This window comes from Streptomyces sp. NPDC002476, assembly GCF_042889785.1.
Lineage (GTDB): Bacteria > Actinomycetota > Actinomycetes > Streptomycetales > Streptomycetaceae > Streptomyces.
Genome location: NZ_JBIARH010000005.1, coordinates 327250 through 346625, shown reverse-complemented (window position 1 = coordinate 346625; position 19376 = coordinate 327250). Strand labels below are relative to the sequence as shown.

General features: G+C 69.7%; 37 protein-coding genes and 1 tRNA gene. 31 read left to right on the top strand and 7 right to left on the bottom strand.

Annotation, left to right across the window (positions count from 1 at the left end; translation table 11 throughout):
- Positions 1–2 precede the first annotated feature (2 nt).
- The 3 genes from ACFYXM_RS09040 to ACFYXM_RS09030 form a co-directional block, all read right to left on the bottom strand.
- Positions 3–112: transfer RNA gene (locus tag ACFYXM_RS09040), tRNA-OTHER, on the bottom strand.
- A gap of 91 nt (positions 113–203) precedes the next feature.
- A complete protein-coding gene (locus ACFYXM_RS09035) occupies positions 204–1406 on the bottom strand; it encodes a tyrosine-type recombinase/integrase (protein ID WP_389288264.1) in 1203 nt (400 codons plus the stop codon).
- Between the two features lie 424 nt (positions 1407–1830).
- The gene (locus ACFYXM_RS09030; protein WP_389288262.1) at positions 1831–2208 is read right to left on the bottom strand and encodes an XRE family transcriptional regulator; all 378 of its coding nucleotides are present in this window, start codon (positions 2206–2208) and stop codon (positions 1831–1833) included.
- Between the two features lie 269 nt (positions 2209–2477).
- Here ACFYXM_RS09030 and ACFYXM_RS09025 point away from each other — a divergent pair, with 269 nt between their 5' ends.
- From ACFYXM_RS09025 to ACFYXM_RS08900, 26 genes are all read left to right on the top strand, one after another.
- The gene (locus ACFYXM_RS09025; protein ID WP_389288260.1) at positions 2478–2780 is read left to right on the top strand and encodes an XRE family transcriptional regulator; all 303 of its coding nucleotides are present in this window, start codon (positions 2478–2480) and stop codon (positions 2778–2780) included.
- A complete protein-coding gene (locus ACFYXM_RS09020) occupies positions 2764–2991 on the top strand; it encodes a hypothetical protein (protein ID WP_362706042.1) in 228 nt (75 codons plus the stop codon). Before ACFYXM_RS09025 ends, ACFYXM_RS09020 begins: the two co-directional genes overlap by 17 nt.
- A 92-nt stretch (positions 2992–3083) precedes the next feature.
- Positions 3084–3434 (top strand): hypothetical protein, encoded by a 351-nt coding sequence (locus ACFYXM_RS09015; protein WP_389288258.1) that lies wholly within the window; start codon positions 3084–3086, stop codon positions 3432–3434.
- Positions 3431–4333: a hypothetical protein gene (locus ACFYXM_RS09010; protein WP_389288256.1), complete on the top strand. Its 903-nt coding sequence runs from the start codon at positions 3431–3433 to the stop codon at positions 4331–4333. The genes ACFYXM_RS09015 and ACFYXM_RS09010 overlap by 4 nt, the downstream gene beginning before the upstream one ends.
- Positions 4326–4697, top strand: coding sequence for a hypothetical protein (locus tag ACFYXM_RS09005; RefSeq protein WP_389288254.1), 372 nt, complete (start codon positions 4326–4328; stop codon positions 4695–4697). Before ACFYXM_RS09010 ends, ACFYXM_RS09005 begins: the two co-directional genes overlap by 8 nt.
- Positions 4694–5533, top strand: a complete 840-nt coding sequence (locus ACFYXM_RS09000; RefSeq protein WP_389288252.1) for a hypothetical protein — start codon at positions 4694–4696, stop codon at positions 5531–5533. The genes ACFYXM_RS09005 and ACFYXM_RS09000 overlap by 4 nt, the downstream gene beginning before the upstream one ends.
- Positions 5530–5769 carry a hypothetical protein gene (locus ACFYXM_RS08995; protein ID WP_389288250.1) on the top strand — a complete coding sequence of 80 codons (240 nt, stop codon included), beginning with the start codon at positions 5530–5532 and terminating at the stop codon, positions 5767–5769. The genes ACFYXM_RS09000 and ACFYXM_RS08995 overlap by 4 nt, the downstream gene beginning before the upstream one ends.
- Positions 5766–6338, top strand: coding sequence for a hypothetical protein (locus ACFYXM_RS08990; RefSeq protein ID WP_389288248.1), 573 nt, complete (start codon positions 5766–5768; stop codon positions 6336–6338). The genes ACFYXM_RS08995 and ACFYXM_RS08990 overlap by 4 nt, the downstream gene beginning before the upstream one ends.
- Positions 6338–7222 carry a PD-(D/E)XK nuclease-like domain-containing protein gene (locus ACFYXM_RS08985; RefSeq protein ID WP_389288246.1) on the top strand — a complete coding sequence of 295 codons (885 nt, stop codon included), beginning with the start codon at positions 6338–6340 and terminating at the stop codon, positions 7220–7222. Before ACFYXM_RS08990 ends, ACFYXM_RS08985 begins: the two co-directional genes overlap by 1 nt.
- Positions 7219–8097, top strand: coding sequence for a hypothetical protein (locus ACFYXM_RS08980; RefSeq protein ID WP_389288244.1), 879 nt, complete (start codon positions 7219–7221; stop codon positions 8095–8097). The genes ACFYXM_RS08985 and ACFYXM_RS08980 overlap by 4 nt, the downstream gene beginning before the upstream one ends.
- On the top strand, positions 8094–8444 hold the full coding sequence (locus tag ACFYXM_RS08975) for a hypothetical protein (RefSeq protein ID WP_389288242.1): 351 nt from the start codon (positions 8094–8096) through the stop codon (positions 8442–8444). The genes ACFYXM_RS08980 and ACFYXM_RS08975 overlap by 4 nt, the downstream gene beginning before the upstream one ends.
- Positions 8441–8968, top strand: a complete 528-nt coding sequence (locus ACFYXM_RS08970) for a hypothetical protein (protein WP_389288240.1) — start codon at positions 8441–8443, stop codon at positions 8966–8968. Before ACFYXM_RS08975 ends, ACFYXM_RS08970 begins: the two co-directional genes overlap by 4 nt.
- A complete protein-coding gene (locus ACFYXM_RS08965; RefSeq protein WP_389288238.1) occupies positions 8965–9291 on the top strand; it encodes a WhiB family transcriptional regulator in 327 nt (108 codons plus the stop codon). The genes ACFYXM_RS08970 and ACFYXM_RS08965 overlap by 4 nt, the downstream gene beginning before the upstream one ends.
- 646 nt (positions 9292–9937) lie before the next feature.
- The gene (locus ACFYXM_RS08960) at positions 9938–10315 is read left to right on the top strand and encodes a hypothetical protein (protein WP_389288236.1); all 378 of its coding nucleotides are present in this window, start codon (positions 9938–9940) and stop codon (positions 10313–10315) included.
- The gene (locus ACFYXM_RS08955) at positions 10315–10932 is read left to right on the top strand and encodes a hypothetical protein (RefSeq protein WP_389288234.1); all 618 of its coding nucleotides are present in this window, start codon (positions 10315–10317) and stop codon (positions 10930–10932) included. The genes ACFYXM_RS08960 and ACFYXM_RS08955 overlap by 1 nt, the downstream gene beginning before the upstream one ends.
- Positions 10929–11135, top strand: a complete 207-nt coding sequence (locus tag ACFYXM_RS08950) for a hypothetical protein (protein WP_389288232.1) — start codon at positions 10929–10931, stop codon at positions 11133–11135. Before ACFYXM_RS08955 ends, ACFYXM_RS08950 begins: the two co-directional genes overlap by 4 nt.
- Positions 11132–11344 carry a DUF6011 domain-containing protein gene (locus tag ACFYXM_RS08945; protein ID WP_389288231.1) on the top strand — a complete coding sequence of 71 codons (213 nt, stop codon included), beginning with the start codon at positions 11132–11134 and terminating at the stop codon, positions 11342–11344. Before ACFYXM_RS08950 ends, ACFYXM_RS08945 begins: the two co-directional genes overlap by 4 nt.
- Positions 11344–12282, top strand: coding sequence for a hypothetical protein (locus ACFYXM_RS08940; RefSeq protein ID WP_389288229.1), 939 nt, complete (start codon positions 11344–11346; stop codon positions 12280–12282). The genes ACFYXM_RS08945 and ACFYXM_RS08940 overlap by 1 nt, the downstream gene beginning before the upstream one ends.
- Before the next feature lie 74 nt (positions 12283–12356).
- Positions 12357–13283, top strand: a complete 927-nt coding sequence (locus ACFYXM_RS08935; RefSeq protein WP_389288227.1) for a hypothetical protein — start codon at positions 12357–12359, stop codon at positions 13281–13283.
- The gene (locus ACFYXM_RS08930; protein ID WP_389288225.1) at positions 13280–13570 is read left to right on the top strand and encodes a hypothetical protein; all 291 of its coding nucleotides are present in this window, start codon (positions 13280–13282) and stop codon (positions 13568–13570) included. The genes ACFYXM_RS08935 and ACFYXM_RS08930 overlap by 4 nt, the downstream gene beginning before the upstream one ends.
- Positions 13570–13701, top strand: coding sequence for a hypothetical protein (locus ACFYXM_RS08925; RefSeq protein ID WP_389288223.1), 132 nt, complete (start codon positions 13570–13572; stop codon positions 13699–13701). Before ACFYXM_RS08930 ends, ACFYXM_RS08925 begins: the two co-directional genes overlap by 1 nt.
- A complete protein-coding gene (locus ACFYXM_RS08920; RefSeq protein ID WP_389288221.1) occupies positions 13698–14141 on the top strand; it encodes a hypothetical protein in 444 nt (147 codons plus the stop codon). Before ACFYXM_RS08925 ends, ACFYXM_RS08920 begins: the two co-directional genes overlap by 4 nt.
- A gap of 63 nt (positions 14142–14204) precedes the next feature.
- Positions 14205–14411 (top strand): hypothetical protein, encoded by a 207-nt coding sequence (locus ACFYXM_RS08915; protein WP_362706101.1) that lies wholly within the window; start codon positions 14205–14207, stop codon positions 14409–14411.
- Positions 14408–15247: a hypothetical protein gene (locus ACFYXM_RS08910; RefSeq protein ID WP_389288218.1), complete on the top strand. Its 840-nt coding sequence runs from the start codon at positions 14408–14410 to the stop codon at positions 15245–15247. The genes ACFYXM_RS08915 and ACFYXM_RS08910 overlap by 4 nt, the downstream gene beginning before the upstream one ends.
- A 66-nt stretch (positions 15248–15313) precedes the next feature.
- The gene (locus ACFYXM_RS08905) at positions 15314–15478 is read left to right on the top strand and encodes a hypothetical protein (protein ID WP_389288216.1); all 165 of its coding nucleotides are present in this window, start codon (positions 15314–15316) and stop codon (positions 15476–15478) included.
- Between the two features lie 91 nt (positions 15479–15569).
- A complete protein-coding gene (locus tag ACFYXM_RS08900; protein ID WP_389288214.1) occupies positions 15570–16097 on the top strand; it encodes a WhiB family transcriptional regulator in 528 nt (175 codons plus the stop codon).
- A 4-nt stretch (positions 16098–16101) separates the two neighbouring features.
- Here ACFYXM_RS08900 and ACFYXM_RS08895 read toward each other — a convergent pair whose 3' ends face one another.
- From ACFYXM_RS08895 to ACFYXM_RS08885, 3 genes are all read right to left on the bottom strand, one after another.
- Positions 16102–16323: a hypothetical protein gene (locus ACFYXM_RS08895; RefSeq protein ID WP_389288212.1), complete on the bottom strand. Its 222-nt coding sequence runs from the start codon at positions 16321–16323 to the stop codon at positions 16102–16104.
- A gap of 5 nt (positions 16324–16328) precedes the next feature.
- Positions 16329–16595 (bottom strand): hypothetical protein, encoded by a 267-nt coding sequence (locus tag ACFYXM_RS08890; protein WP_389288210.1) that lies wholly within the window; start codon positions 16593–16595, stop codon positions 16329–16331.
- Positions 16596–16715: 120 nt separating this feature from the next.
- Positions 16716–16865 (bottom strand): hypothetical protein, encoded by a 150-nt coding sequence (locus ACFYXM_RS08885; protein ID WP_351627928.1) that lies wholly within the window; start codon positions 16863–16865, stop codon positions 16716–16718.
- A gap of 179 nt (positions 16866–17044) precedes the next feature.
- On the opposite strand from ACFYXM_RS08885, the gene ACFYXM_RS08880 reads away from it, so the two are divergent.
- A complete protein-coding gene (locus tag ACFYXM_RS08880) occupies positions 17045–17374 on the top strand; it encodes a hypothetical protein (RefSeq protein WP_389288208.1) in 330 nt (109 codons plus the stop codon).
- An 81-nt stretch (positions 17375–17455) separates the two neighbouring features.
- Here ACFYXM_RS08880 and ACFYXM_RS08875 read toward each other — a convergent pair whose 3' ends face one another.
- Entirely contained in the window at positions 17456–17680 is a 225-nt protein-coding gene (locus ACFYXM_RS08875) for a hypothetical protein (RefSeq protein ID WP_389288206.1), read from the bottom strand.
- Positions 17681–17849: 169 nt separating this feature from the next.
- Between ACFYXM_RS08875 and ACFYXM_RS08870 the strand changes: the two genes are divergently transcribed.
- The 4 genes from ACFYXM_RS08870 to ACFYXM_RS08855 all read left to right on the top strand — a co-directional run bounded on the left by ACFYXM_RS08870 (position 17850) and on the right by ACFYXM_RS08855 (position 19317).
- Entirely contained in the window at positions 17850–18200 is a 351-nt protein-coding gene (locus ACFYXM_RS08870; RefSeq protein ID WP_389288204.1) for a hypothetical protein, read from the top strand.
- Positions 18197–18910, top strand: coding sequence for a hypothetical protein (locus ACFYXM_RS08865; protein WP_389288202.1), 714 nt, complete (start codon positions 18197–18199; stop codon positions 18908–18910). The genes ACFYXM_RS08870 and ACFYXM_RS08865 overlap by 4 nt, the downstream gene beginning before the upstream one ends.
- Entirely contained in the window at positions 18910–19059 is a 150-nt protein-coding gene (locus tag ACFYXM_RS08860; RefSeq protein WP_389288200.1) for a hypothetical protein, read from the top strand. Before ACFYXM_RS08865 ends, ACFYXM_RS08860 begins: the two co-directional genes overlap by 1 nt.
- 72 nt (positions 19060–19131) lie before the next feature.
- The gene (locus ACFYXM_RS08855) at positions 19132–19317 is read left to right on the top strand and encodes a hypothetical protein (RefSeq protein ID WP_389288198.1); all 186 of its coding nucleotides are present in this window, start codon (positions 19132–19134) and stop codon (positions 19315–19317) included.
- Positions 19318–19376 lie beyond the last annotated feature (59 nt).

The window sequence follows — 19376 nt, the reverse complement described above, 5'->3', positions numbered from 1 at the left end:
TGTGCCCCCGGCAGGATTCGAACCTGCGACACCCGCTTTAGGAGAAAACGTAAAGCGATCATGTGTCTCAGCGAGGCTGAGTGAGTCTCGGTGAGGCGCTGATAGCGGGGGCATGACCTTGAAAAACAGGCTTCAGTGAGCGTGAGTGAGGGTCAGTGAGGGGGTGTTGTGGACTCCATGTGGACTCTCGTGGACTCCACCCCCTACACCGCCCGCAGCTTTCGAACAGCCGATGTCGGCGGCGCCATCATCTCCAGCACCTGAGCCGCCACGTCCTCCGGCGAGTGCTGGTAGATCCACGTCACCTTGGAACCGCGGTCATGCCCGAGGATCGTCTGTGCCTCCTTCTCCTGCACACCCAGATCCTTCAACCACGTTGCGAAAACATGCCGAAGGTCATGCACCCGAGGCCACCACTCGTCTCGGCCCGTTTCGGGATTGGTGACCTGTCGGGCCAGGCCAGCGGCCTGAATCGCAGGGATCCAGGTACGCCGGAAGTTGTGCCGGGTCAGCACACCGCCCTGCGGCCCACGGAAGATCAGCTCGTCAGCATGCAGATCTCTCCCATCACCGAAGGGGGAAATCGTGTCCTTCGGTCGCCATCGGTCCACCATCGTCAGCACGGCCGCGATCACGTCAGGCGTCAACGGCACGGTACGGAACCCGGCCGTTGACTTCGGCGCAGGCTTCCGGAACAAAGTGCCTTTGTCCTCACTGAGCACTTCCTTGACCTTGAGGTGCTTGGCATCGAGGTCCACGTTTCCCCACCGCAGACCAGTCGCCTCTCCCCACCGCAGTCCGGTCTGCTCCAGGAAGACGAGCAGCGGCCGGTAGTACATCGGCGTGTGCTTCCGGATCGCCACGCACTGCTCTCTCGTCGGCGGGCGGAGATCGTCAGCGTGCTTCTTCGGCGGCGCTTCGATCTCGATCTCAGCTGCCGGGTTGAACGGGATCCGTTTCCCGTCCTTCACCGCCCCGCGAAGCATCGCGTTGAGAAGCTCCAACACCTTCTTGCGGGTGTGGTGTCCCTTCACCTCGCGGGTGAGCCAGGCCTGCAGCTCCATGTACTCGAGGTCGCACAGCCGCCAGTTCCCCCACTTCGGCTCGATGTGAGCGGTCCAGTTGGAGAGCTTGCGGTTCGTGGTCGTGACTGCCCGGGGCGGCTGTGCCGGCCACCACAATTCCCACCATTGAGAGAGGGTGAGCTCGCCGCGCTTCGGGTCGTTGTAGGTGCGGCGCCGGACGCGGGTGCGTACGTCGTCGAGGAAGTCGTCGGCGTCGCCCTTCTTCGTGAAGTTCTTCGCTTTCTGCTTGCCTGCCGGGTCGCGGTATCGCGCCTGCCATGAGCCGACGCAGTCGCGGCGGCGCTTTCGCGGGCCGTGTGTCTCAGGTGGGTACTTCTCCATGCACTGTGCGCAGCCGCACGTCTTGCTGCGTAGCTGTCGTGGGTTGTTCGTTGCTCTACGCGCCACGGCGCATCACCTCGCCCATTCTCCGCTGGTATGGGACGCGGGGCTGGACGTGAACTGGAGCCCCGCAGAAGCAGACTGCACCGACATCGGGCTGTTCTACAGCGAGTTCACGGAGAACAGCTCGTACGACAAGGGCGGTGCTTGCGGTGGGGAGCGCGGCTGGCAGCGTGATGGTGCGTGCGAGCGGATCCCATGGATCAGATGGGCAGTGAGCAGTAAAACGGACGCGAATGCACATAGAGCCCCCCGGGGCGCGCAGGCAAGTGGATACCTGCGGCCGATGGGGGAGGACATCGGCCGACCGGAAGACCGTACTCCGGCTTGGTGGAATATGCGACTACTGTCGGGCGTGTCGGGCTTACGCTCCGGAGCGGTTTCGGTCGACCAGTGCGCGGATTTGAATCTCGGTGATTTGCTGCTGGTCTTCGGTGAGTTCGTCGATCAGTGCCAGGATCCGGTCGCGTGCGTCGGGGCTAAGTGACCCAGGGGCACGTCGGCCGGCGGCGGCGAAGATCTCGGCCTCGGTGAACTTCGGGAAGGCGGCGGCGAGGGCACGGAGCTTGTCCTTGTTCGGGCCGCGCCCCGTGCCGCGCTTCCTGTGTACCCATGAGTTAACCGTGGCAGGCGCGACACCGATCCGGCGCGCGATCTCCGAGTCGGTCACGTCGTAGGTGTCCTTGAGTCGGGCGATCAGCTGCGCCAGGTCCTCGGGCTCCTGCTGCTCATGCCTGTCCACAGGCTCAAGACTGCCTGTTGATCTTCTACTTTTGCAAGTAAAAGTAGAGGCGCGCCGGGGTCGAGATTCGGCGCTGGGCCGCGCGCTGTCGTGTGCCCTGGTAGCGGCACATGCAGACGATAGAACGCACGTTCGAGTGAACGCTACCCTCAAGGGGTCCTCACTGAAACTCACTGCCCCTCACTTGACCTCACTGACACTGACACAGTAGAACTGTGTCAACGGCGACGCCGAGTCGCGTAAATGTCACCACCTGGCGCGAGGTCCATATGGCCAACCTGATCCGCAAGGGCGAAGGCAAGTCGCTCCGCGAGGCAATGAAGCGGAAAGGGCTCTCCGCCGAACAGCTCGCCGCAGCCACCAAGGCGGTGGACGTGACCGGGCGCGGAGTCAGTGCGGCAACGGTCTGGAAGGTCACCGGGAGCGGGAGTACCGCCGCCGCAGGGTGCCGCCTTCGCACCGCATGGCTCATGGCTACTGCCATGGGTGAACCCCTCCAGGAGCACTTCGACATGCCCACAGTTTCAACCGACACAGTAGAAAGGTCCAAGTCTGATGGCCAGTCTTGCTGACCGCACCGAGGCGCTCCGCGTAGTCGGCCTGACGCCTCTGCTCACCACTGCGCAGCTCCAGGCCCGGTACGGGGTCTCGAACTGGACGGTCAACGAGTGGGTGAAGGCGGGCTGCCCCGTCGAGCCCACCGTCTTCCGCGGCCGGCGGTTCGACCTGGACAAGGTCGCCGCCTGGATGGCGAGTGCGAGGCAGCTCGCCGCGTCGGCCTGACCAACTGACCAAAACGAAGCGGGGCCGCCCGGACCGGGCCTGGTCCAGCGACCCCTCGGCTCCCTCAACACAACCAGAAAGAAGAGGTCACCGTGACCATCCATCCTACTGACGAGATCGGGTCCCGACTCGCCGCGATCAGCGACAACCGGACCGCCGTCGAATCGCTCCTGAACTACGCCGACCTGCCGGCCCCGACGGTCATCTCCCGCCCGGACGCGGTGTACGTGTCGGTCGCTGACGCGGACGACTTGCTGCCGTGGCTGAACCTGCTGGGCGGTGTGGTGCACAGGGCCCCGGCGTGGGCGGGGTTGGAGTTGTGGTCGCTGACCACGTTCACGCCTCCCGGGAGCAGCGGGGTGCGGGTGCTGGTGCGCGTGTCGGTGTCGGTGCCTGTGGGCGAGGCGCTGATGCACGAGATCGTTTCGGCGGTGGCGGCATGAGCGTCCCGATGACGCCGGACCGGATGGTTGAGATCCGGGAGGCAGCCCACACCTACAACGAACACCCGACTCTCGGCTTCGCATGCTGTTCGGCACACGACGCGGCCGACGCGGTACCGGAGCTGCTGGCCGAGGTGGACCGGCTGCGGAAAGAGGTCGCCTGGTACCACGGCGAGTTGACCGGGGCGAACCTCACCGCGTGGGAGACGGAGCAGGAGAACGGTCTGCTGCGTACGGCTCTGGAGTCGGCTGGCCGTGAGCCGCAGTGGGCGGCTCGGTTGCGGCTGGCGTGGGAGTCGGCGCGTCGGGGGCGGCGGGACGTGCAGCTCCGGTGCGAGCTGGCTGAGGAGGATTACCGTCGCGTCGTCCGTGGCGCCTGCCAGGTCGAGAGCCAGCTGCGGGCCCGAGTCGCCGAGCTCGCATCCCAGCGGGATGACTTGCTGGTGGAGGCGGCGACCGCCCCGGACACGGACGACCTGGCGCAGCAGCGGAACCACTACCGGGACGAGGCGGTCATCCTGCGGGCCCGGGTCACCGAGCTGGAGGCGGCGCAGTCCACGGCGGTCGCCGACCGGGACGCGCAGATCATCGCGTGGCTCGGGAAGAAGTCCCGTGAGTACCGCAGCACCGGCAGTAGGCAGCACGCCTTGCAGGCGGACGTGATCGAGGTGCTGGCGTCGAAGATCTCGCGCGGCGCGGTCCGGGGGACCGAGACGGCTTCCCCGTGGGAGCGCGCGGTGGCCGGGCTGAATGCCCTGGTCGACGCGGGCGTCGACTTCCACGTCGAGCCGGACGGGCACATCAGCGCCCCGTTCAGCGAGGAGCACATCGAGTGGGACCTGAAGGCGAAGCGCTGGGTCCTCACCCACGACGAGCACGACGGAGGCTCCGATGCCTGAGTTCCCCGTGACCGGTCCGTTCCGGATCAGTGTCGACGCCACCCCGTCTGGGGTCGCCCTGGACCTGACGCACTACCTGAGCACCGTCGTGCTCGCTCTCGCGGAGGCCGCTTCCGAGGACGGCCCGTCCCTCCTCGACGACCTCCAGAACATCGCTGACCTGGACCGGTCCGCCCGGCACCAGGGCAACGATGCGCACGCCACGCACGAGCGGGACGAGGCGGTGCAGGACCTGCTTGACGAGCTGGTGGATGGCGGCAGCGTGCCGGTGTACGGCGGGCAGGTGCTGTGGCTGGTCGAGGCCCTGCGCCGGGCTGTGGCCCCGCGCCCGGTCCCGGCACAGCGTGAAGCGGGGGCCGCATGAGCGCCCGCAACGTCATCACGGGCCTGGTCGAAAGGCTCAACGCCGAGGCAGGTGGCTCCCGGTACGCGGTCTCCGGTCTGCCCATCCTGCTGGACGCCTACCGCGCCGAGGTACTGCGCGAGGCCGCCGACCACGCGGAGACCTTGCGCCAGTTCGACCGGGTCACCGGGGCTCGCTGGTCGGCGCAGGTGTCTGAGAACGTCGGCATCCTCCGCGTTGCCGACGACCTGCGCCGCGTGGCCATGGCCGCCTCGGCGGAGAAGGACACCCCCACGGGCGAGTCCACTCCCCAGCCCATGACGGTCGAGACCTACCCCGGCGAGTTGGCCATGCTGCGCGGACTCCTCGGAGTGCTCCGCGTCGTCGTGAAGCACGGCGACATGGACGAGGTCCGTCGGCTGCTCGCGGAGCACGCCAGCGATGAGCAGGACGCGTACACCGAGGCCGAACCGTCCGACGAGCACCGGTCCGCTGCCCAGCAGTTGGCCCGGTTCGAGGACGCCCGGCAGACCCTCCAGCAGGTTCAACGTCCCGTCGGAGAGAACCGGCCAGTCGGAGAGATCAAGTTCGCAGGGTACGAGCCGATTCCCTTGTCCGGCTGGGATCTCACCGAGCTCGCCCCGGACTTCTACGGCAACGTCTACATGCAGATCGGCGGCTGGCTTCCGGAGGGCTGGCCGCGTGAGGAGACGCCGGTCGGTACTGCGCAGTTGGAGTACGCGCACCTTCACGGCGAGGCGGTTCCCCGCGACCTGAACGTGCAGGTCGAGGTGAAGGGCTACAGCGGCCCTCAGCGCTTCATCAAGGTCCGGTGGCGTAAGGGCGGTGCCCTGTGAGCGCCGCTGACCGACTCTCTCTCCTGGGCCGAGCGATCCGGGACGGCGACGAGGACGAGTGGACCACCTGCCGTGTGAAACGCCTGTATCGGTCCTACGGGTACGCCGCGCCGAAGCGGAAGACCGCGCGGGACGATCTCGCGCGCTTCGCGCGGCGGGGCCTGCTCGTCCCTGACGACACCGACCCCGGACGCCGCTGCTACCGCCTCAACCACGCCCACGGAGGACAGCTGTGAAGTGCGAAGAACCGCTCTACATGCCGGGTGAGGACTACTCCTCTCGTGACTGCCAGCTGAAGCTGGGCCACTCCGGAGACCACGAGTACTTCGGTGGCCAAAAGTTCCCGCGCCCCAAACCGGCCGAGCCGGACCCGGCGATCACCGAACTGATCGAGCGGGCCGCCGCGAAGTGCGGCGCGTGGGGCCTGGACGAGAGTCAGTGGCCGATCGTCGTCGAGGTCACCAGCGTCTACGTCATCACGGCGCCGGGTGCGACCGAGGACGAAGCCCTGGAGTACTGGGCCGACGACTACCCCGACCTGGACGGCGAACAGGCGATCGACGGCAGTTTCGAGATTCGCCGCCTGGACCGGTGGCAGCGCCACGGCACGCTCAGCTGCTCCCCGTTCGGACCGGAGATCCAGTGTCCTGGCTGCGGCAAGTTGGCCATGCGGCGTGAGTGGTACCACGACCCGCTCCGGAAGTGCCACGGCCCGATCCAGTGGCGCGAGAACACCAACGCGAGGTCGCTCCAGTGGCGTTACCGCCGCGAGCACAAGGCCACGCCCGTGGCGGTGAGCGCCTGATGACCATCACCGCGCTGGCCGGGGCTTCGGCCCCGGCCGCCGGGCCCGGCATTGCGCCCGGTATTTACCCCAGCCTTCCCATCGACGTCTACCACGCGGACCGCTGGTCGCTCTCATCATCCGGCGCTCGCAAACTGCTGGCCCCATCGTGCCCGGCGCTGTTCCGGTACGAGCAGGACCACCCGCAGCCGCCGAAGCGCACGTTCGACATGGGGAACGCCGCGCACCGGCTTGTCCTCGGAGACGGACCCGATCTGGTCGCTGTCGAGGCGGACGACTGGCGGACGAAGGCCGCCCGCGAGGAGCGCGATGCGATCCGCGCGGATGGCGGTGTGCCGCTGCTGGCCGCCGAGTACGACCAGGTGCAGGCGATGGCCGACGCGATCCGCCGACACCCCGTCGCGAGCGCCTTGTTCGCGCCCGACTCAGGTCGGCCCGAGGTGTCGGTGTTCTGGACCGACGGCCCGACCGGCATCACCCGCCGGGCCCGGTTCGACTGGCTCCCGCACCCCCGGTCCGGGCGGCTGATCATCGGCGACTACAAGACTTGCCGCAGCGCGGAGCCGTCGGCTCTGGCGCGCGCGGTCGATGAGTACGGCTACCACTGCCAGGACGACTGGTACCGGGCCGCCGCCCGCGCGGCCGGCCTGGCCGACGATCCGGCCATGGTCTTCGTCTGTCAGGAGAAGACCGCCCCGTACCTCGTGACCGTGGTCGAGCTGGACGCGACCGCGCGCCGGATCGGCGCCGCGCGCAACCGCCGCGCAATCGATCTGTTCGCTCGCTGTACCGAGACCGGGCACTGGCCCGGCTACTCCGACGACATCACCTACCTCTCGCTCCCCGTCTGGGCCGAGCGACGCGACGAAGAGGAATACCTGTGAGCTACCAGCAGATCGAGCGCATGACCCCCGCCGCGGCACCGGCCCGAGTCGGGCAGGGAACGGCCGTTGAGCAGTCTCGCGCCGTCGCCGAGGTCCAGGCCGCCGTTCTGGTGGCCCGCCAGTTCCCCCGTGACGAGGCGGTAGCCATCGCGAAGATGCGGACGGCATGCGCCCAGCAGGAGTTGGCGCAGCGGGCGTTCTTCCGGTTCCCCCGCGGCACCTCGAACGTGTCCGGCGAAACCATCCAGCTCGCCAAGGAACTGGCCCGGTGCTGGGGGAACATCCAGTTCGGCGTCGCCGAGCTGCGCCGTGACGAGGAGTACAGCGAGTCGGAAATGCAGGCGTGGGCCTGGGACATGGAGACGAACGAGCGCTCGTCGACCACGTTCATCGTGCCTCACGCCCGCTGGTCGAAGGGCAGGGCCGAGAAGCTTGCCGACTTCCGTGACGTCTACGAGAACAACGCGAACAACGGGGCTCGCCGCCTCCGCGAAATGATCTTCACGGTGCTGCCGGTCTGGTACATCGAGCAGGCCAAGGCTGCCTGCGCCAAGACGCTCGCCAACGGTTCCGGTGACGTCCCGCGCGCCCAGCGGATCGCTGACTGTGTCGGGGCGTACGAGGCCATCGGGATCACCGTCGACCAGATCGAAACGAAGCTCGGCCGGTCGTCGTCGAAGTGGACCGACATGGACCTCGGCCAGCTTCAGGTGGTCTACCAGTCGATTCAGCGCGGCGAGGTCACCGCCGACGAGGAGTTCCCGGCCCCGCGGGTGACCGTCGAGGAGATCACCGCCCCGACCACTACGCCGGACGCCGAACAGTCGGGTACGTGGCCGACGGCCGCGCAGGCCGGGTCAGGGGCCCGAGCATGAGCCGCATCCCGCGCATCGCCCCGCTGACCGCTGTGCGCCGCCTCGTTGCTCCCGCCGGCCAGCACCGGGCCGTGCCGATGGACTCGCCGCGGGTCACCCGCGTCGCCGGGTGCCTCTGCTGTGGCTGGGACCGGCTCACCACCCACACCGTCGCCGACGGGGTGCTGACCTGCCAGGCGTGCGGGCGCCGGACCGCGGAGATCAACCGCGCCGAGATCGTCCCGGGCACCCGGTGGCTGGTGTGTGACAGCTCGGTCTGCGGCCACATGGCCACCCGTCATGTCCCGGCTGATGGCCTGCGGGCCGTGGCTTGCACCTGGTGCGGCACCGTGAAGGGGGACCAGTGACCCAGCCTCTCGTCATCGGACTCGACCTCTCCCTGACCTGCACCGGCGTCGCCGGGGCCGGATGGTCCGACATCATCCGCACCAAGCTCCGCAGCGACGACCGCCTCAACCACCTCGTCGCGGAGGTCGCCTCGTTCATCAAGGCCGCGGACCTCGTGGTCATGGAAGGCCCGTCCTACGGACACGCCGCCCTTGCCGGGCACGAGGACTTGGCCGGCCTGCGGGTCCTGGTCCGCCAGTACTGCTACCGGCACCGCATCCCGTACGGCGTCGTCCCGCCGAGCTCGCTGAAGATGTTCGCCACCGGACGCGGCAACGCCACCAAGGGCGAGGTCCGCAGCGCGGTCGCCGACCGGTACGGGCATCACACCGAGGGCGTCGGCCGGTACGACCAGGCCGACGCGTACACGGCCATGGCGATGGGCCTCCACCACCTCGGCCACCCTCTCGCCGATGCCCCAGAGCGGGCGCTGAAGGCCCTCGCCGGGTGCGAGTGGCCCGAGACCGTGGCGGTGGCCGCATGACCCACGCACCCGACACCCTGGTCCGGCCGACGGAATGGGTCGCCAACGCTGTGTGCGCCCGTCCGCCCTACGCGGGTTGCGACCTCTGGTACGCGGACAAGTGGAAGGCGGCCGACCGCCTCCTCGCGATCAATCTCTGCCGTACCTGCCCCGTCATCGACGCCTGCCGGGCAGCAACGGCCAAGGAAGAGGCAGGCAAGAGCCTGAAGCACCGTCACGGCATCCGCGCCGGGATGACCCCGCGGCAGCGGTGGCTCGCCGAGCAGATGGCCCGTGAGCAGCCCGCCTCCGACGCGTACGACCAGCGACTCGCGCAGCGATGAAACCCGGCCCGGGGCCACGAGCCCCGGGCCACCACCGGCCCACCACGATCGTACGGAAGAAGCCGAAATGCCCTGGTTCAAGATCGACGACTCGGCGCACTCCCACCCGAAGTTCATCCGGGCCGGGAACGCTGCGCTCGGTCTATGGCTGCGGTGCGGCTCCTACTCCGCCCAGCACCTCCTCGAAGGCCTCGTCCCCAAGGACATCGTGAAGCCCTTCAAAGGCACTCCTGCCCAGGTGCGGAATCTGATCGAAGCCGGTCTGTGGCACCAGGCCGGACACGACTGCCCCAAGTGCCCCCAGCCGTCAGACGGCTACGTGATCCACGACTTCTTCGAGGGCGGCCGGAACACGACCCGCGCCCAGCACGAGGCGAACAAGAAGAGCGCCGCCGAACGGGCCGCGAAGAGCCGAGCGAGCAGAAAGCGCACCGGAAACGGCTCCGAATCAAACAACATTCACGATACAAACGGTGCCGAAAACGATGCGGATCCGGTTCGAAATGAACCCCACTTTTCGGGCTCCGTAGCAGGTCAGGGGGGTCTGTCACACAGCACGCCCACTGACGGTGCTGCGCCTGCCCAAGCCTCTACCACGCCTAGCCAGGTACTTCCTTCGGAAGTACCTCCTCCCCCTACCCCCTCCGTGGACACGCCCGGCACCGCCGTGGACACCACGAGCGGAAGAGGAGAAGTCCAGCCCCTCATCGACGCCATGGGCGCCCGACAGATGCGCGTCTCCTGGGGCCTCAACCCGGCCGAGTGGCTCGAACTCCGCGACGCCATCCGCCGCGTCGGTGTCCCCGCCCTCGTCGACCACGCCGCCCGCGCCTGGCAAGCCGCCAAGTCCACGCCCTACTCCGCCCGCTACTTCCTCCCCGGCTGGACCGGCCTCCAGGACGCCCCGCAGTACACCGGCCCCCGATCCCTCACCGCCGGGCCCCCGAGCAAGACCACCGAATACCTCGAAGACATGGCGGCCATCGCCGAAGAACTCCGCCAGAAGAAGATGGGAGGCGCCTGATGGAGCCCGAGCAGATTCCCCAGCTCATCGCCGAAATCGCCCTCGCCGACCCGCGGGTGAAGCGTGAAGACCGAACAGAGCGCCGCGCCCAGGCCCTCATGTGGGCCGGGATCCTCGCCGAAGTCCCGTACGACTACGCCGTCACCGCCGCCCACCAGCACTACGCCAAGAGCACGTGGCCGATTCTCCCCGCCGACATCGCCACCAGGTGGGCCGCCACCGTCCGCGACCGCATGCGGCACGACGTCGACCCCGCCCCGCCCGTCGACCCCGACAACGAAGCCGCCTACCGGCACGCGCTCGCCGCTCGCCGCCGAGCCGTCGCCACCGGCCAGCAGCCCCCCGCCGAGCACAAGATGCTCACCTCCGGCCCGGCCGCCGCCGAAGTCGAACACCGCATGGCCGAACTCGGCGGCTACATGCCGCCGTCCGTCCGCGAAGCCCTCGCCCAGAACCAGCCCACCGCGGCCGGCCGCGGACCCTACCTCGGCCTGACCATCCCCTGCCCGCACTGCCGGGCCGCGGCCGGGCAGCGCTGCACCATCCCTGCCAGCGGCCGTCGCATGCCCCACCCGCACCCCTCCCGCGTCGCCGCGGCCCAAGAGGTTGCCGCATGACCACCCGCTCCTGGCGACCGGACAGCCCCGGAAGCTTCCTCTCTCCCGACGGCATCACCGCCGTCCGAGACCGCACCGGACGCCTCTGGACCCGCGGCCACACTCGCTGGACCTGCACCGGATCCCACTGGATCCGGTGGCGAATCCTCGTCGCCGACCACGGACCCGTCACCGACGCCACGTTGAGGAAGGCCCCCTCGTGACCCAGGCCGACGCTGCCCCGCAGTGCCGTGTGTGCGGTCGTCCGCTCCGCTCCCAGCGGTGGGCGGCCCTCGGCATCGGGCCCGTCTGCGCCAAGGCGTCAGGCGAGCGCCGAGCACCACGTATCCCCACCCCGCACCCCGACCACCACATCGACGGACAGACCGAACTTGACCTTGCCTACCGGCAAGTCACCCTCTGGAGCCTCTGATGACCACCACACCCGCCCTGCGCGTCCTATCCCTCGGAGCCGGGGTGCAGTCCACGACCCTGCTGCTTCTGGCCGCCGAAGGCCGCCTGCCTGGTCTGGACGCCGCAGTCTTCGCGGACACCGGATGGGAACCCGCCGCCGTCTACACCCACCTCGACCGCCTGGAGCGCGAGGTTGCCCAGCCCGCCGGCATCCCGATCTACCGGGTGTCCGCCGGGAACATCAGGGACGACGCCCTTGACCCTGCCCACCGGTTTGCCTCGATGCCGTTGTTCATCCGGAACCCCGACGGCGGGGACGGGATGACTCGGCGCCAGTGCACCGCCGAGTACAAGCTGAAGCCCATCAAGCGGAAGGTCCGTCAGCTCCTCGGCTACCCGCACCCCGCCCCCGTTCCGCGCGGCCTGCACGCCGAGCAGTGGATCGGGATCAGCCGCGACGAGATCGGCCGCGCCAAGGACTCCGGCATCCAGTACCTCCGGTCCGCGTTCCCGCTCCTCGACCTCGACGGCGCCGCCGACGGCCGCACCGGCTGGACCCGCACCGACTGCATGCGCTACCTCCACTCCCGCGGCTGGAAGTCGACCCCGAAGTCCGCCTGCATCGGCTGCCCGTTCCACGGCAACGCCCAGTGGCGCCAGCTCCGGGACGAGCACCCCGAAGAGTGGGGCGACGCCGTCGACTTCGACCGGGCCATCCGCGCCGGCAACGCCCGCGGTATCGCGAACGGCAAGCCCCTGCTCGGCGAGGCGTACCTGCACCGCTCTCGCCGTCCGCTCGACCAGGCCCCCATCGACCGTGTCACCGCGCACGAGTGGGCGTCCAAGCAGACCGATGTCTTCGACCAGATCGCCGATGCCGAGCTGGAGAACGGCGACCCGGACGGGTGCTCGCCCTGGGCCTGCCGGTCGGGCCAGCCGATCAACGACCCCGCATGACCACGCAGACGTCCGCCCCGGCCGTTACCCGGGGCGGGCGCCCACCGAAGCATCCCATCACCACAGGAGGACCCGTGGCTCACCTCAACCCAGCCGCTGCCGAGACCGTGCACTACGCCACCGACCCCCGCATCCGACACCTCGCCGAAGCCGCTTGGCGCATGCGGACCGGCGGCACCCGGATGGACTGGCTGATGCTCGGCAAGGACAACCCCGAAGCCCTGATCACCGAAGCACGCGAGTGGGTACGCGCCGCCGTCGCCACCGGCCTGATCCCGGCCCCCAGCGACGACCCCGCGTGGAAGTCGGCCGCACACCGCGCCGCAGAAGCCGAGCAGGGACCGAAGGGACTCAACACCGAGACCGTGGCCGTCTCGCCCACGGCCGTGCTCCTCGCTACCCCGTGCACCGCCTGCACGCACCCCCTCAACTGGCACACGGGCTATGCCGCATGCACCGTCCCGACCTGCGACTGCGGCCGGTACCAGCCGCCCGGAGACGCCCCCGCCGCCGAGGAGCCCGAGACCGACGAGCAGCGCGCGGATCGGGAGGAGACCGAGCGGGCTCACGCGGCCGGTGACCACCAGTACTGCGGCCCCACCTGCGAGGTGGAGTTCCCGAGCGACATGCTCCGCAACGCCATCCTGGCCCGCGCCATCCCGGGATCGGCCCGGATGCTCGACGAACTACTGCGCCGCGCCGCCCCGTCCGTGGCCGACCGCTCCACCGCCCCGCTCGCCGACTGCGCCACCGAGTACCGCGTCCCCGTCCCCGAGAACGGCGGAACCGAGCTGCGCCTACGCAGGGGCACCGCCCCCTACGCCTCCGGCTGGTCGGTGGCCGTGCCCGGATACGGGGGCGGAATGGCACTGACCGAACTGGGGTGGTCAGACAGCATCGGAGCCCTGTCCGTGGACCGTCTCTTCTGCTGGCCCGACGCGGCCACCGCCGTCGACGAAGCCCGCCGCGCGCTCGGCGCCACCGAGGAGCCGGGCCGATGAGCACCGCCGCCGCAGTCCTGGCCGCGCTCATCACCGGGTACGGGCTCGGCCGATACCGTCCGGCCCGCAGCGCCTCGGACTGGGCGAACTGGCAGCGATACGGCAAGCGTCCCACCGGCCTCCGCTACTGGGCGGTCTACACGATTCTGTCCGCCGAGAACATCGGCTGGCTGCTCACCCACCCGGTGAAGGGCTGGGATGCGTGGAAGCACCGCCACGACCCGCCCCAGCCGAAATCGCCACCCCTCCGCTTCCGCACCGACAACGCCACCGAGGAGTCGACCTGATGAGCGACTGGTACGACACCCACACCGTGTCCCCCGACGCCCTGACCGACGAGGACTACCGCGACTGGGTCGCCGAGAATATCGGCCCCGAAGCGGCCGAGGACTTCTGGTACGGAGAGCCGAGCCGATGAGCGACCGCATCCGCCTCAACGACCTCACCGACGACGCCCTCGACGCCCTCTATGACCAGGCCGACCGCTACCAGACCGCATGGAGGTCTGCGGAGCAGGACGTCACGACGGCGGTGCGGATGTCCCTGGACGCCCAGCAGCGCGCCGAGCAGGTCGAGGCCGCCCTCGCCCGCGTGCGGGACCTGCACGCCCCCGTCGACCACCGCGGCCGCACGATCTGTGCCGACTGCTCCGGGTACGGACTCGGCAGCACCGACAACGTGCCCGTGCCGTACCCGTGCTCGACCGTCCGCGCCCTCGACGAGCAGCCCATCACAGCCCAGCCGAGCGGCTGCCCACACTGCGGAGCCACCACCACGCACCTGCCCCGCCGCTACATGAAGAACGGCCGCATCGGCTACTGCCACGGCGAACTCACCACCGACGAACAGCCCACCTGACCCGCCCGGCCGCCCCGCACCCCGGGGCGGCACCCGAACCCCAACCGCCGCGAACGGAGACCCATGACCACACAGCACCTGATCAACGACGCAACACGCCTGATCAACAGCATTTCCAGCGACATCAGTCGTGCGGCAGAGCTTCCCGACGGGCGCCGCCGCAACATGGACGGTCCCACCGCTGCGGGCTTTCTCACCGCCCAGTCGAACCTCGCGGTCGCCACAGCTCTTCTTGCACTCGTTGCAGCGGTGCGGGGTGAGCAGCAGTGACCAGCACCACCATCTGCGCCGAGTACTCCACCCACACCGACCAGCCGCCCGTCGGGCCCTGCGTGCTCCGGCCCGGACACCTCGGCCACATCCACCAGGACATGCGCGGCATCCAGTGGGCGACCAAACCGGACGCCGAGCAGGGCACTCACGCTGAGACGGCCTTCACCCGGCTTTCCGCCACCACCCCACCCCAACCGGTCAGGCTGCTCATCGGCGACCAGCCACCCCTTGTCGGCACATGGCACGGAGGCGGCATGGGAACCCCGAAGAGGCTGGGTGGTGACCTCGTAGTCGAGCCCACGATTACGTTCCCGGGCGGGTGCTGCGCCGGCGGAGAGCACCACTACAGCGAGGGCAACGGTCAGCCCGAGAGCCGCACCTGCGACCACTGCGGGGCAGGCGGCTGCTGCGCCCCAAGCGTGCCAGTGGAGTACTGCGGTGATCTCTCCCCATCGGTCTTCGGCGAGGCGCCTGCCGAGTGTGTGCTGCGCCCCGGTCACTCCGCCCGCCATTCTGACAACTGCGGCCGTCGCTGGTGGCACACCCCGGACGAGGGCGTTACAGACTCCGACTCCGTTGGCGAACTCCGTGCCCGGCTGACCGCAGCACTCCGGGCGATCGGCCAGTCCGAGCGGGAGATCGCCGACCTGCGTGCCGAACTCCGGGCCCGCGACAAGGTGATCGCCCAGCAGCGCGCCGTCGCCCAGCGGGCCCTCTGCGACGTAGCTGCCGTCGCCCGCGTGCGGGACCTCGCCACCCGCTGGTACGGGCAGGGAGCCCCGGCGACCAGCTACGCCCGGGAACTCCTCGCCGTCCTCGGCAACGCCGCCTGAACACGACGGCGGGGCGCTTCATCTGCGGCGCCCCGCCATTCGCAACAACCCGAAAGGCAAATGATCATGTCTAACACTGAACTCATCGCCGTATTTCTGTGGGTGGTGGCCGGAATCCTGGCAGGAGGGAACGCGGCCATTGTCGGGCTCATCATCGCCAGGGCTCAGGCCAAGAAGAAGGGGCGGTGTCCGCGGTGTAGCCGCCCGGTCCCCGAGCAGATCGGCTCCTGAAACGGCGAAGGGGGCGCGCCTGCTGTCTGGCCGGACCGGCACGCCCCCACTCGGCGAGATCACCGTACCCCGCACGCAAGGACCACCCGCGATGATCTACGCCGCTATCCCTGAGTTCCTAGCCGCCCTGCCCGCTGGCACCCGCACCCCCTGCCACGGCCGCGGCGACCTTTTCACCACCACCGCGACAGGCGACGACGACCCCACCGCCTACGCCAAAGCGCTCTGCGCGGCCTGCCCCATCCGGCAGGCGTGCGCCGACCACGCCATCCGACGCGGCGAATCCGACGGCATCTGGGGCGGTCTCACCCCCGCCGAACGTGCCAAACGCGCCCGCCCCCGCCCACCCTGCGGCACCGACGCCGGATGGCGCAGCCACTTCCTGCGCGGCGAGTCCTGCCTGACCTGCCGCGAAGCCCATGCCGAGCGGGCTCGCGATCAGCGACTGAAGCGACTGGCGCACGAACACGAACACGCCGAGCGCGGCGGGTCCCTGACCGGGTACCGGCTCGAGCGGCTGCTCGGGCTGCCGACCTGCGTCCGGTGCCGGGCGGCCCGGCAGGAGTACTACGCCGACCGCCCGAGCTCGGGAAAGTGGTACCGGCGCGCAGCTGCGTAACCGCTCACCATGGTGCGGGCCACGTCTCCGGGCCGCCGCCCCGCCACTCGATCATCCCGGACACGGCCACGTCGTCCTCGGTGATGTCGTCCAGGCCAGCACGGCGCAGGAACTCCGCCACATCCCGGACCGAGTGCGCCATGCCAAGGATCTCCCCGTCGACACGCACCCGCCGGCCACCCGACTCATCCGGCGGGTACACGACCACAGGCAGATAGCCAGACATGGGTGTCAGTCAGTGACTGGGCGCAGCTGCTCCGCCTCGACGTCGACGTCGACCTTGGGGTGCTCGTAATTTGCGAGGGCCAGGCCGAGGCCGAAGAACGTCGGCGCCCACTCACCCACGAAAATCCCCCACCGGTCCGCACGAGCCACCCCAAACGGCTCGACCTTCATCGACCCGAACCACGAGGCCACGGACAAGCCGATCGCGAGGAAGCCGGCGCAGTAGGCGTGCTCGGACTTCAGGCCCTTCTCATGCAGCATCTTGACGATCATGACTCTCCCAGGGGAGTGAGGTCAGTGCTCTGTCCACCGTCGCGCAGGAGGCCACCCGCCGCATCTGGGGGACGTGGCGAAGCCCCAGCCATAGGGCTGGGGCCTATTCGTGCAACATCCTCAGTCGATGAACGAGCCGTCCGCCCGCCGCTGGTGCCGACCGAGCAGGTGTCCGCACTGCGGGCAGTGCTTCATCGTGCCCCGCTTCACCGCCCACGAGATCCCGACCGTGCACAGATGCATGAACCCGACGGCCCACGCCTGGATCATCCGGGCGATTCCCGGCTGTGTGCACGTCTGGCAGTCCCGACACCCGCGGCTCATTGCGCCCCCTCGTCGATTGGTCCGAAAGGCCGGAACCTACCCGACCAGGCCGAGGTGCGGGTGCTTCTCGGACAACCTGGCGCGTTCCCCCAAACGGCCGCGCGCCGGCCGATACGGTCCGGCGCGTGCGATACACCTACCGCTGCGACGTCTGCCGCCTCACCTGGGACGCGCGCGACGACATCTACGAGGCCCAGGCGGACCGGAAGGCCCACATGTACCGGGCCCACGAGGGCGCCCGGCCGGACGACCAGATCATCTCGACGCCCGGCCCTCTCGACCACCTTGGCAAGGCCGCGTGGGCAGGCGCGGAGGGAGTGGCCCGGGGCATCTACCGCAGGCTCACCTCGAAGACATTCCGGGACATGCAGCAGACCGAGTGGTTCAGGCAGGCCGCGATGCTCCTCGGCGGCGGGATCCTGCTCCTGATGCTCATCCGCTGGCTCACCCACTGACCACGTCGGCGGTAGCCTGAGCGCGGACAGCGAGAAGCCCCCACCTCGATTCGGGCGAGGTGGGGGCTCTGTCGTACCTGGCTACTTCGGGGAGTCCTTGAGGTCGGTCCGCTCCCCCTGCCGGGACTTTCGTGCAGCGAAGTACGGCCGGGCCAGCCGGTAGTCGACGGCCTTGGACCGGCCGATCTGGACGACGGGCGGGAAGTCCGGTTCCTGCTGCGCCAGCTGCGACACGCGCTGGTGCGTCATCCTCGGGACGACGCCGTCGGCCACGAGGCGCCTGGCCAATTCTCTGAACGACACCATGTCTGGCCCCCCTTCGGGCTCGGTCATGGGCACCATCTTCCCCGACCTCCTTGCCATATGGCAAGGAGGTCGCTACCTTGGTCGAGCAACGACAAAGCCCCCGGCCCGGCGCTGGAACGCCATATGGGCCGGGGGCAGCCAGACACCTGAGCACACAGGAGATCTGACCGTGACCAAGGCTATCCGCCGCGAACGCCGCGCAACACGCCGCACCGCCCGCGCCGTCCTCCGGGACCGCGCCCGCGCCAACCGCCCGCACTCGCTCGCCTCACACATCGTGGCGCGCGGCGAGACCGCCGAGACCGCGAAGGGCATCGCCAACGGGCTCCGCACCGCCGCGAAGCGCCTCGGCCTCGTCGGAAAGGCCGGCCGGACCCGCCGCACCGTCGACGGCCGCGGCCGACTGCGCCGCGTCGTCCGCTACACCACCAGCCAGTTCGCCGCCGCCCTCGCCATCTACCGGCCGCGCAAGGCCGCGTACATCGCCGCCCGCGCCCGCCTTCTGGAGGTGGCCGCATGAGCACCGCCAACGACATCCGCACCGACATCGCCGAGTGCGAGAAGCGAATCGCCCGCCTGGAGCGGACCTGGCACCTGCACAACAGCCACTACGACCGCGAGAACGCAGCCTCCGCGCTGTCCGGCCTCGTGCAGTACGTCGCCCGGCAGCGCGAGGAACTCGCCGAGGTCGAGGCCGCCGAGCGCGCCACCCAGGACACCGTCGACCAGCTCACCGCCGTCGCCACCCGCAGCGGCAACCCCGCCGCCGTCGCCGTCGCGCACGTCGTCTCGGGAGTGGCCGCCGACTCCAACCCGGTCGCGGACGAGCCCCTCCACGCGGTCCCCGTCGACGAGCCGCTCTACGGCCCCGCCGCCCGCGCCATGCGCGACGCCCTCCGCAAGACCACCGCCCACACCGGTGACAGCGACGTGATCGACCAAATCCGACACGAGGACGACGAACTCGGCTTCGAGGCCGAGCCCGAGCAACAGCTCCCCGTCGTCTCGCCGTACACCGCGCGCAAGCTCATCGCCGTCGCGCACCACCTCACCGAACACCGACCCACCCAGCGGATGACCGAGGTCGCCCGCATGACGGTCGTGCTCCGCACCGCCGGCAGTGCCGCCGCCGCGCGCCCCGTCCTCCACGCCCTGCCGTTCCCGTCCGGAGGAGTCAGCCGCGGCGAGTACGGGCGGCGTGTCCTCGCCCAGGTCGGGGGTGCCCTCTGATGCCCACTGAAGAAGAGGCCGCCGCCGCGCGCGTGGCCGAGCTCCAGCGCCAAGCCGCCGCCGACTACGCCGCCGCACAAGCCCGTGAGGCCGAGGCCCGTAACGCGCTCGCGTTCGCCCGCATGCACGGAAACGAAGCCGCCAGCTGACCACCCCAGTCCGGCCGGGCCGCGCCCCATCCCCCCGCGCGGCCCGGCCACCCAATCCGAGAGGACACCCGCATGAGCAAGGACGCAGCGACGCAGGCCGCGATCAACGCCGTCGCCGTCGCGACCACGGCGATCAACGAGTACGGCCGGACGAGCCCCGAGGCGGAGAGCGCGCTGCGGGCCGCCCGCACCGCCGTGGCCGCCGCCCACGCCGCCGGGGCCACCGACGACGACCTCCGCGCCGCCCGCCCGAAGTAGCCAGCCACCGCCCCAGCATTCACGCCACGAGGGGCCGGATCAACTCCGGCCCGGGGTAC

Bases quoted from the DNA above. Each gene is read 5' to 3' on its own strand.
- ACFYXM_RS09035 (WP_389288264.1), bottom strand. From the start codon at position 1,406: ATGGAGAAGTACCCACCTGAGACACACGGCCCGCGAAAGCGCCGCCGC.
- ACFYXM_RS09025 (WP_389288260.1), top strand. From the start codon at position 2,478: ATGGCCAACCTGATCCGCAAGGGCGAAGGCAAGTCGCTCCGCGAGGCA.
- ACFYXM_RS09020 (WP_362706042.1), top strand. From the start codon at position 2,764: ATGGCCAGTCTTGCTGACCGCACCGAGGCGCTCCGCGTAGTCGGCCTG.
- ACFYXM_RS09010 (WP_389288256.1), top strand. From the start codon at position 3,431: ATGAGCGTCCCGATGACGCCGGACCGGATGGTTGAGATCCGGGAGGCA.
- ACFYXM_RS09005 (WP_389288254.1), top strand. From the start codon at position 4,326: ATGCCTGAGTTCCCCGTGACCGGTCCGTTCCGGATCAGTGTCGACGCC.
- ACFYXM_RS09000 (WP_389288252.1), top strand. From the start codon at position 4,694: ATGAGCGCCCGCAACGTCATCACGGGCCTGGTCGAAAGGCTCAACGCC.
- ACFYXM_RS08985 (WP_389288246.1), top strand. From the start codon at position 6,338: ATGACCATCACCGCGCTGGCCGGGGCTTCGGCCCCGGCCGCCGGGCCC.
- ACFYXM_RS08975 (WP_389288242.1), top strand. From the start codon at position 8,094: ATGAGCCGCATCCCGCGCATCGCCCCGCTGACCGCTGTGCGCCGCCTC.
- ACFYXM_RS08965 (WP_389288238.1), top strand. From the start codon at position 8,965: ATGACCCACGCACCCGACACCCTGGTCCGGCCGACGGAATGGGTCGCC.
- ACFYXM_RS08955 (WP_389288234.1), top strand. From the start codon at position 10,315: ATGGAGCCCGAGCAGATTCCCCAGCTCATCGCCGAAATCGCCCTCGCC.
- ACFYXM_RS08950 (WP_389288232.1), top strand. From the start codon at position 10,929: ATGACCACCCGCTCCTGGCGACCGGACAGCCCCGGAAGCTTCCTCTCT.
- ACFYXM_RS08940 (WP_389288229.1), top strand. From the start codon at position 11,344: ATGACCACCACACCCGCCCTGCGCGTCCTATCCCTCGGAGCCGGGGTG.
- ACFYXM_RS08930 (WP_389288225.1), top strand. From the start codon at position 13,280: ATGAGCACCGCCGCCGCAGTCCTGGCCGCGCTCATCACCGGGTACGGG.
- ACFYXM_RS08925 (WP_389288223.1), top strand. From the start codon at position 13,570: ATGAGCGACTGGTACGACACCCACACCGTGTCCCCCGACGCCCTGACC.
- ACFYXM_RS08920 (WP_389288221.1), top strand. From the start codon at position 13,698: ATGAGCGACCGCATCCGCCTCAACGACCTCACCGACGACGCCCTCGAC.
- ACFYXM_RS08915 (WP_362706101.1), top strand. From the start codon at position 14,205: ATGACCACACAGCACCTGATCAACGACGCAACACGCCTGATCAACAGC.
- ACFYXM_RS08905 (WP_389288216.1), top strand. From the start codon at position 15,314: ATGTCTAACACTGAACTCATCGCCGTATTTCTGTGGGTGGTGGCCGGA.
- ACFYXM_RS08900 (WP_389288214.1), top strand. From the start codon at position 15,570: ATGATCTACGCCGCTATCCCTGAGTTCCTAGCCGCCCTGCCCGCTGGC.
- ACFYXM_RS08895 (WP_389288212.1), bottom strand. From the start codon at position 16,323: ATGTCTGGCTATCTGCCTGTGGTCGTGTACCCGCCGGATGAGTCGGGT.
- ACFYXM_RS08890 (WP_389288210.1), bottom strand. From the start codon at position 16,595: ATGATCGTCAAGATGCTGCATGAGAAGGGCCTGAAGTCCGAGCACGCC.
- ACFYXM_RS08885 (WP_351627928.1), bottom strand. From the start codon at position 16,865: ATGATCCAGGCGTGGGCCGTCGGGTTCATGCATCTGTGCACGGTCGGG.
- ACFYXM_RS08875 (WP_389288206.1), bottom strand. From the start codon at position 17,680: ATGGTGTCGTTCAGAGAATTGGCCAGGCGCCTCGTGGCCGACGGCGTC.
- ACFYXM_RS08865 (WP_389288202.1), top strand. From the start codon at position 18,197: ATGAGCACCGCCAACGACATCCGCACCGACATCGCCGAGTGCGAGAAG.
- ACFYXM_RS08860 (WP_389288200.1), top strand. From the start codon at position 18,910: ATGCCCACTGAAGAAGAGGCCGCCGCCGCGCGCGTGGCCGAGCTCCAG.
- ACFYXM_RS08855 (WP_389288198.1), top strand. From the start codon at position 19,132: ATGAGCAAGGACGCAGCGACGCAGGCCGCGATCAACGCCGTCGCCGTC.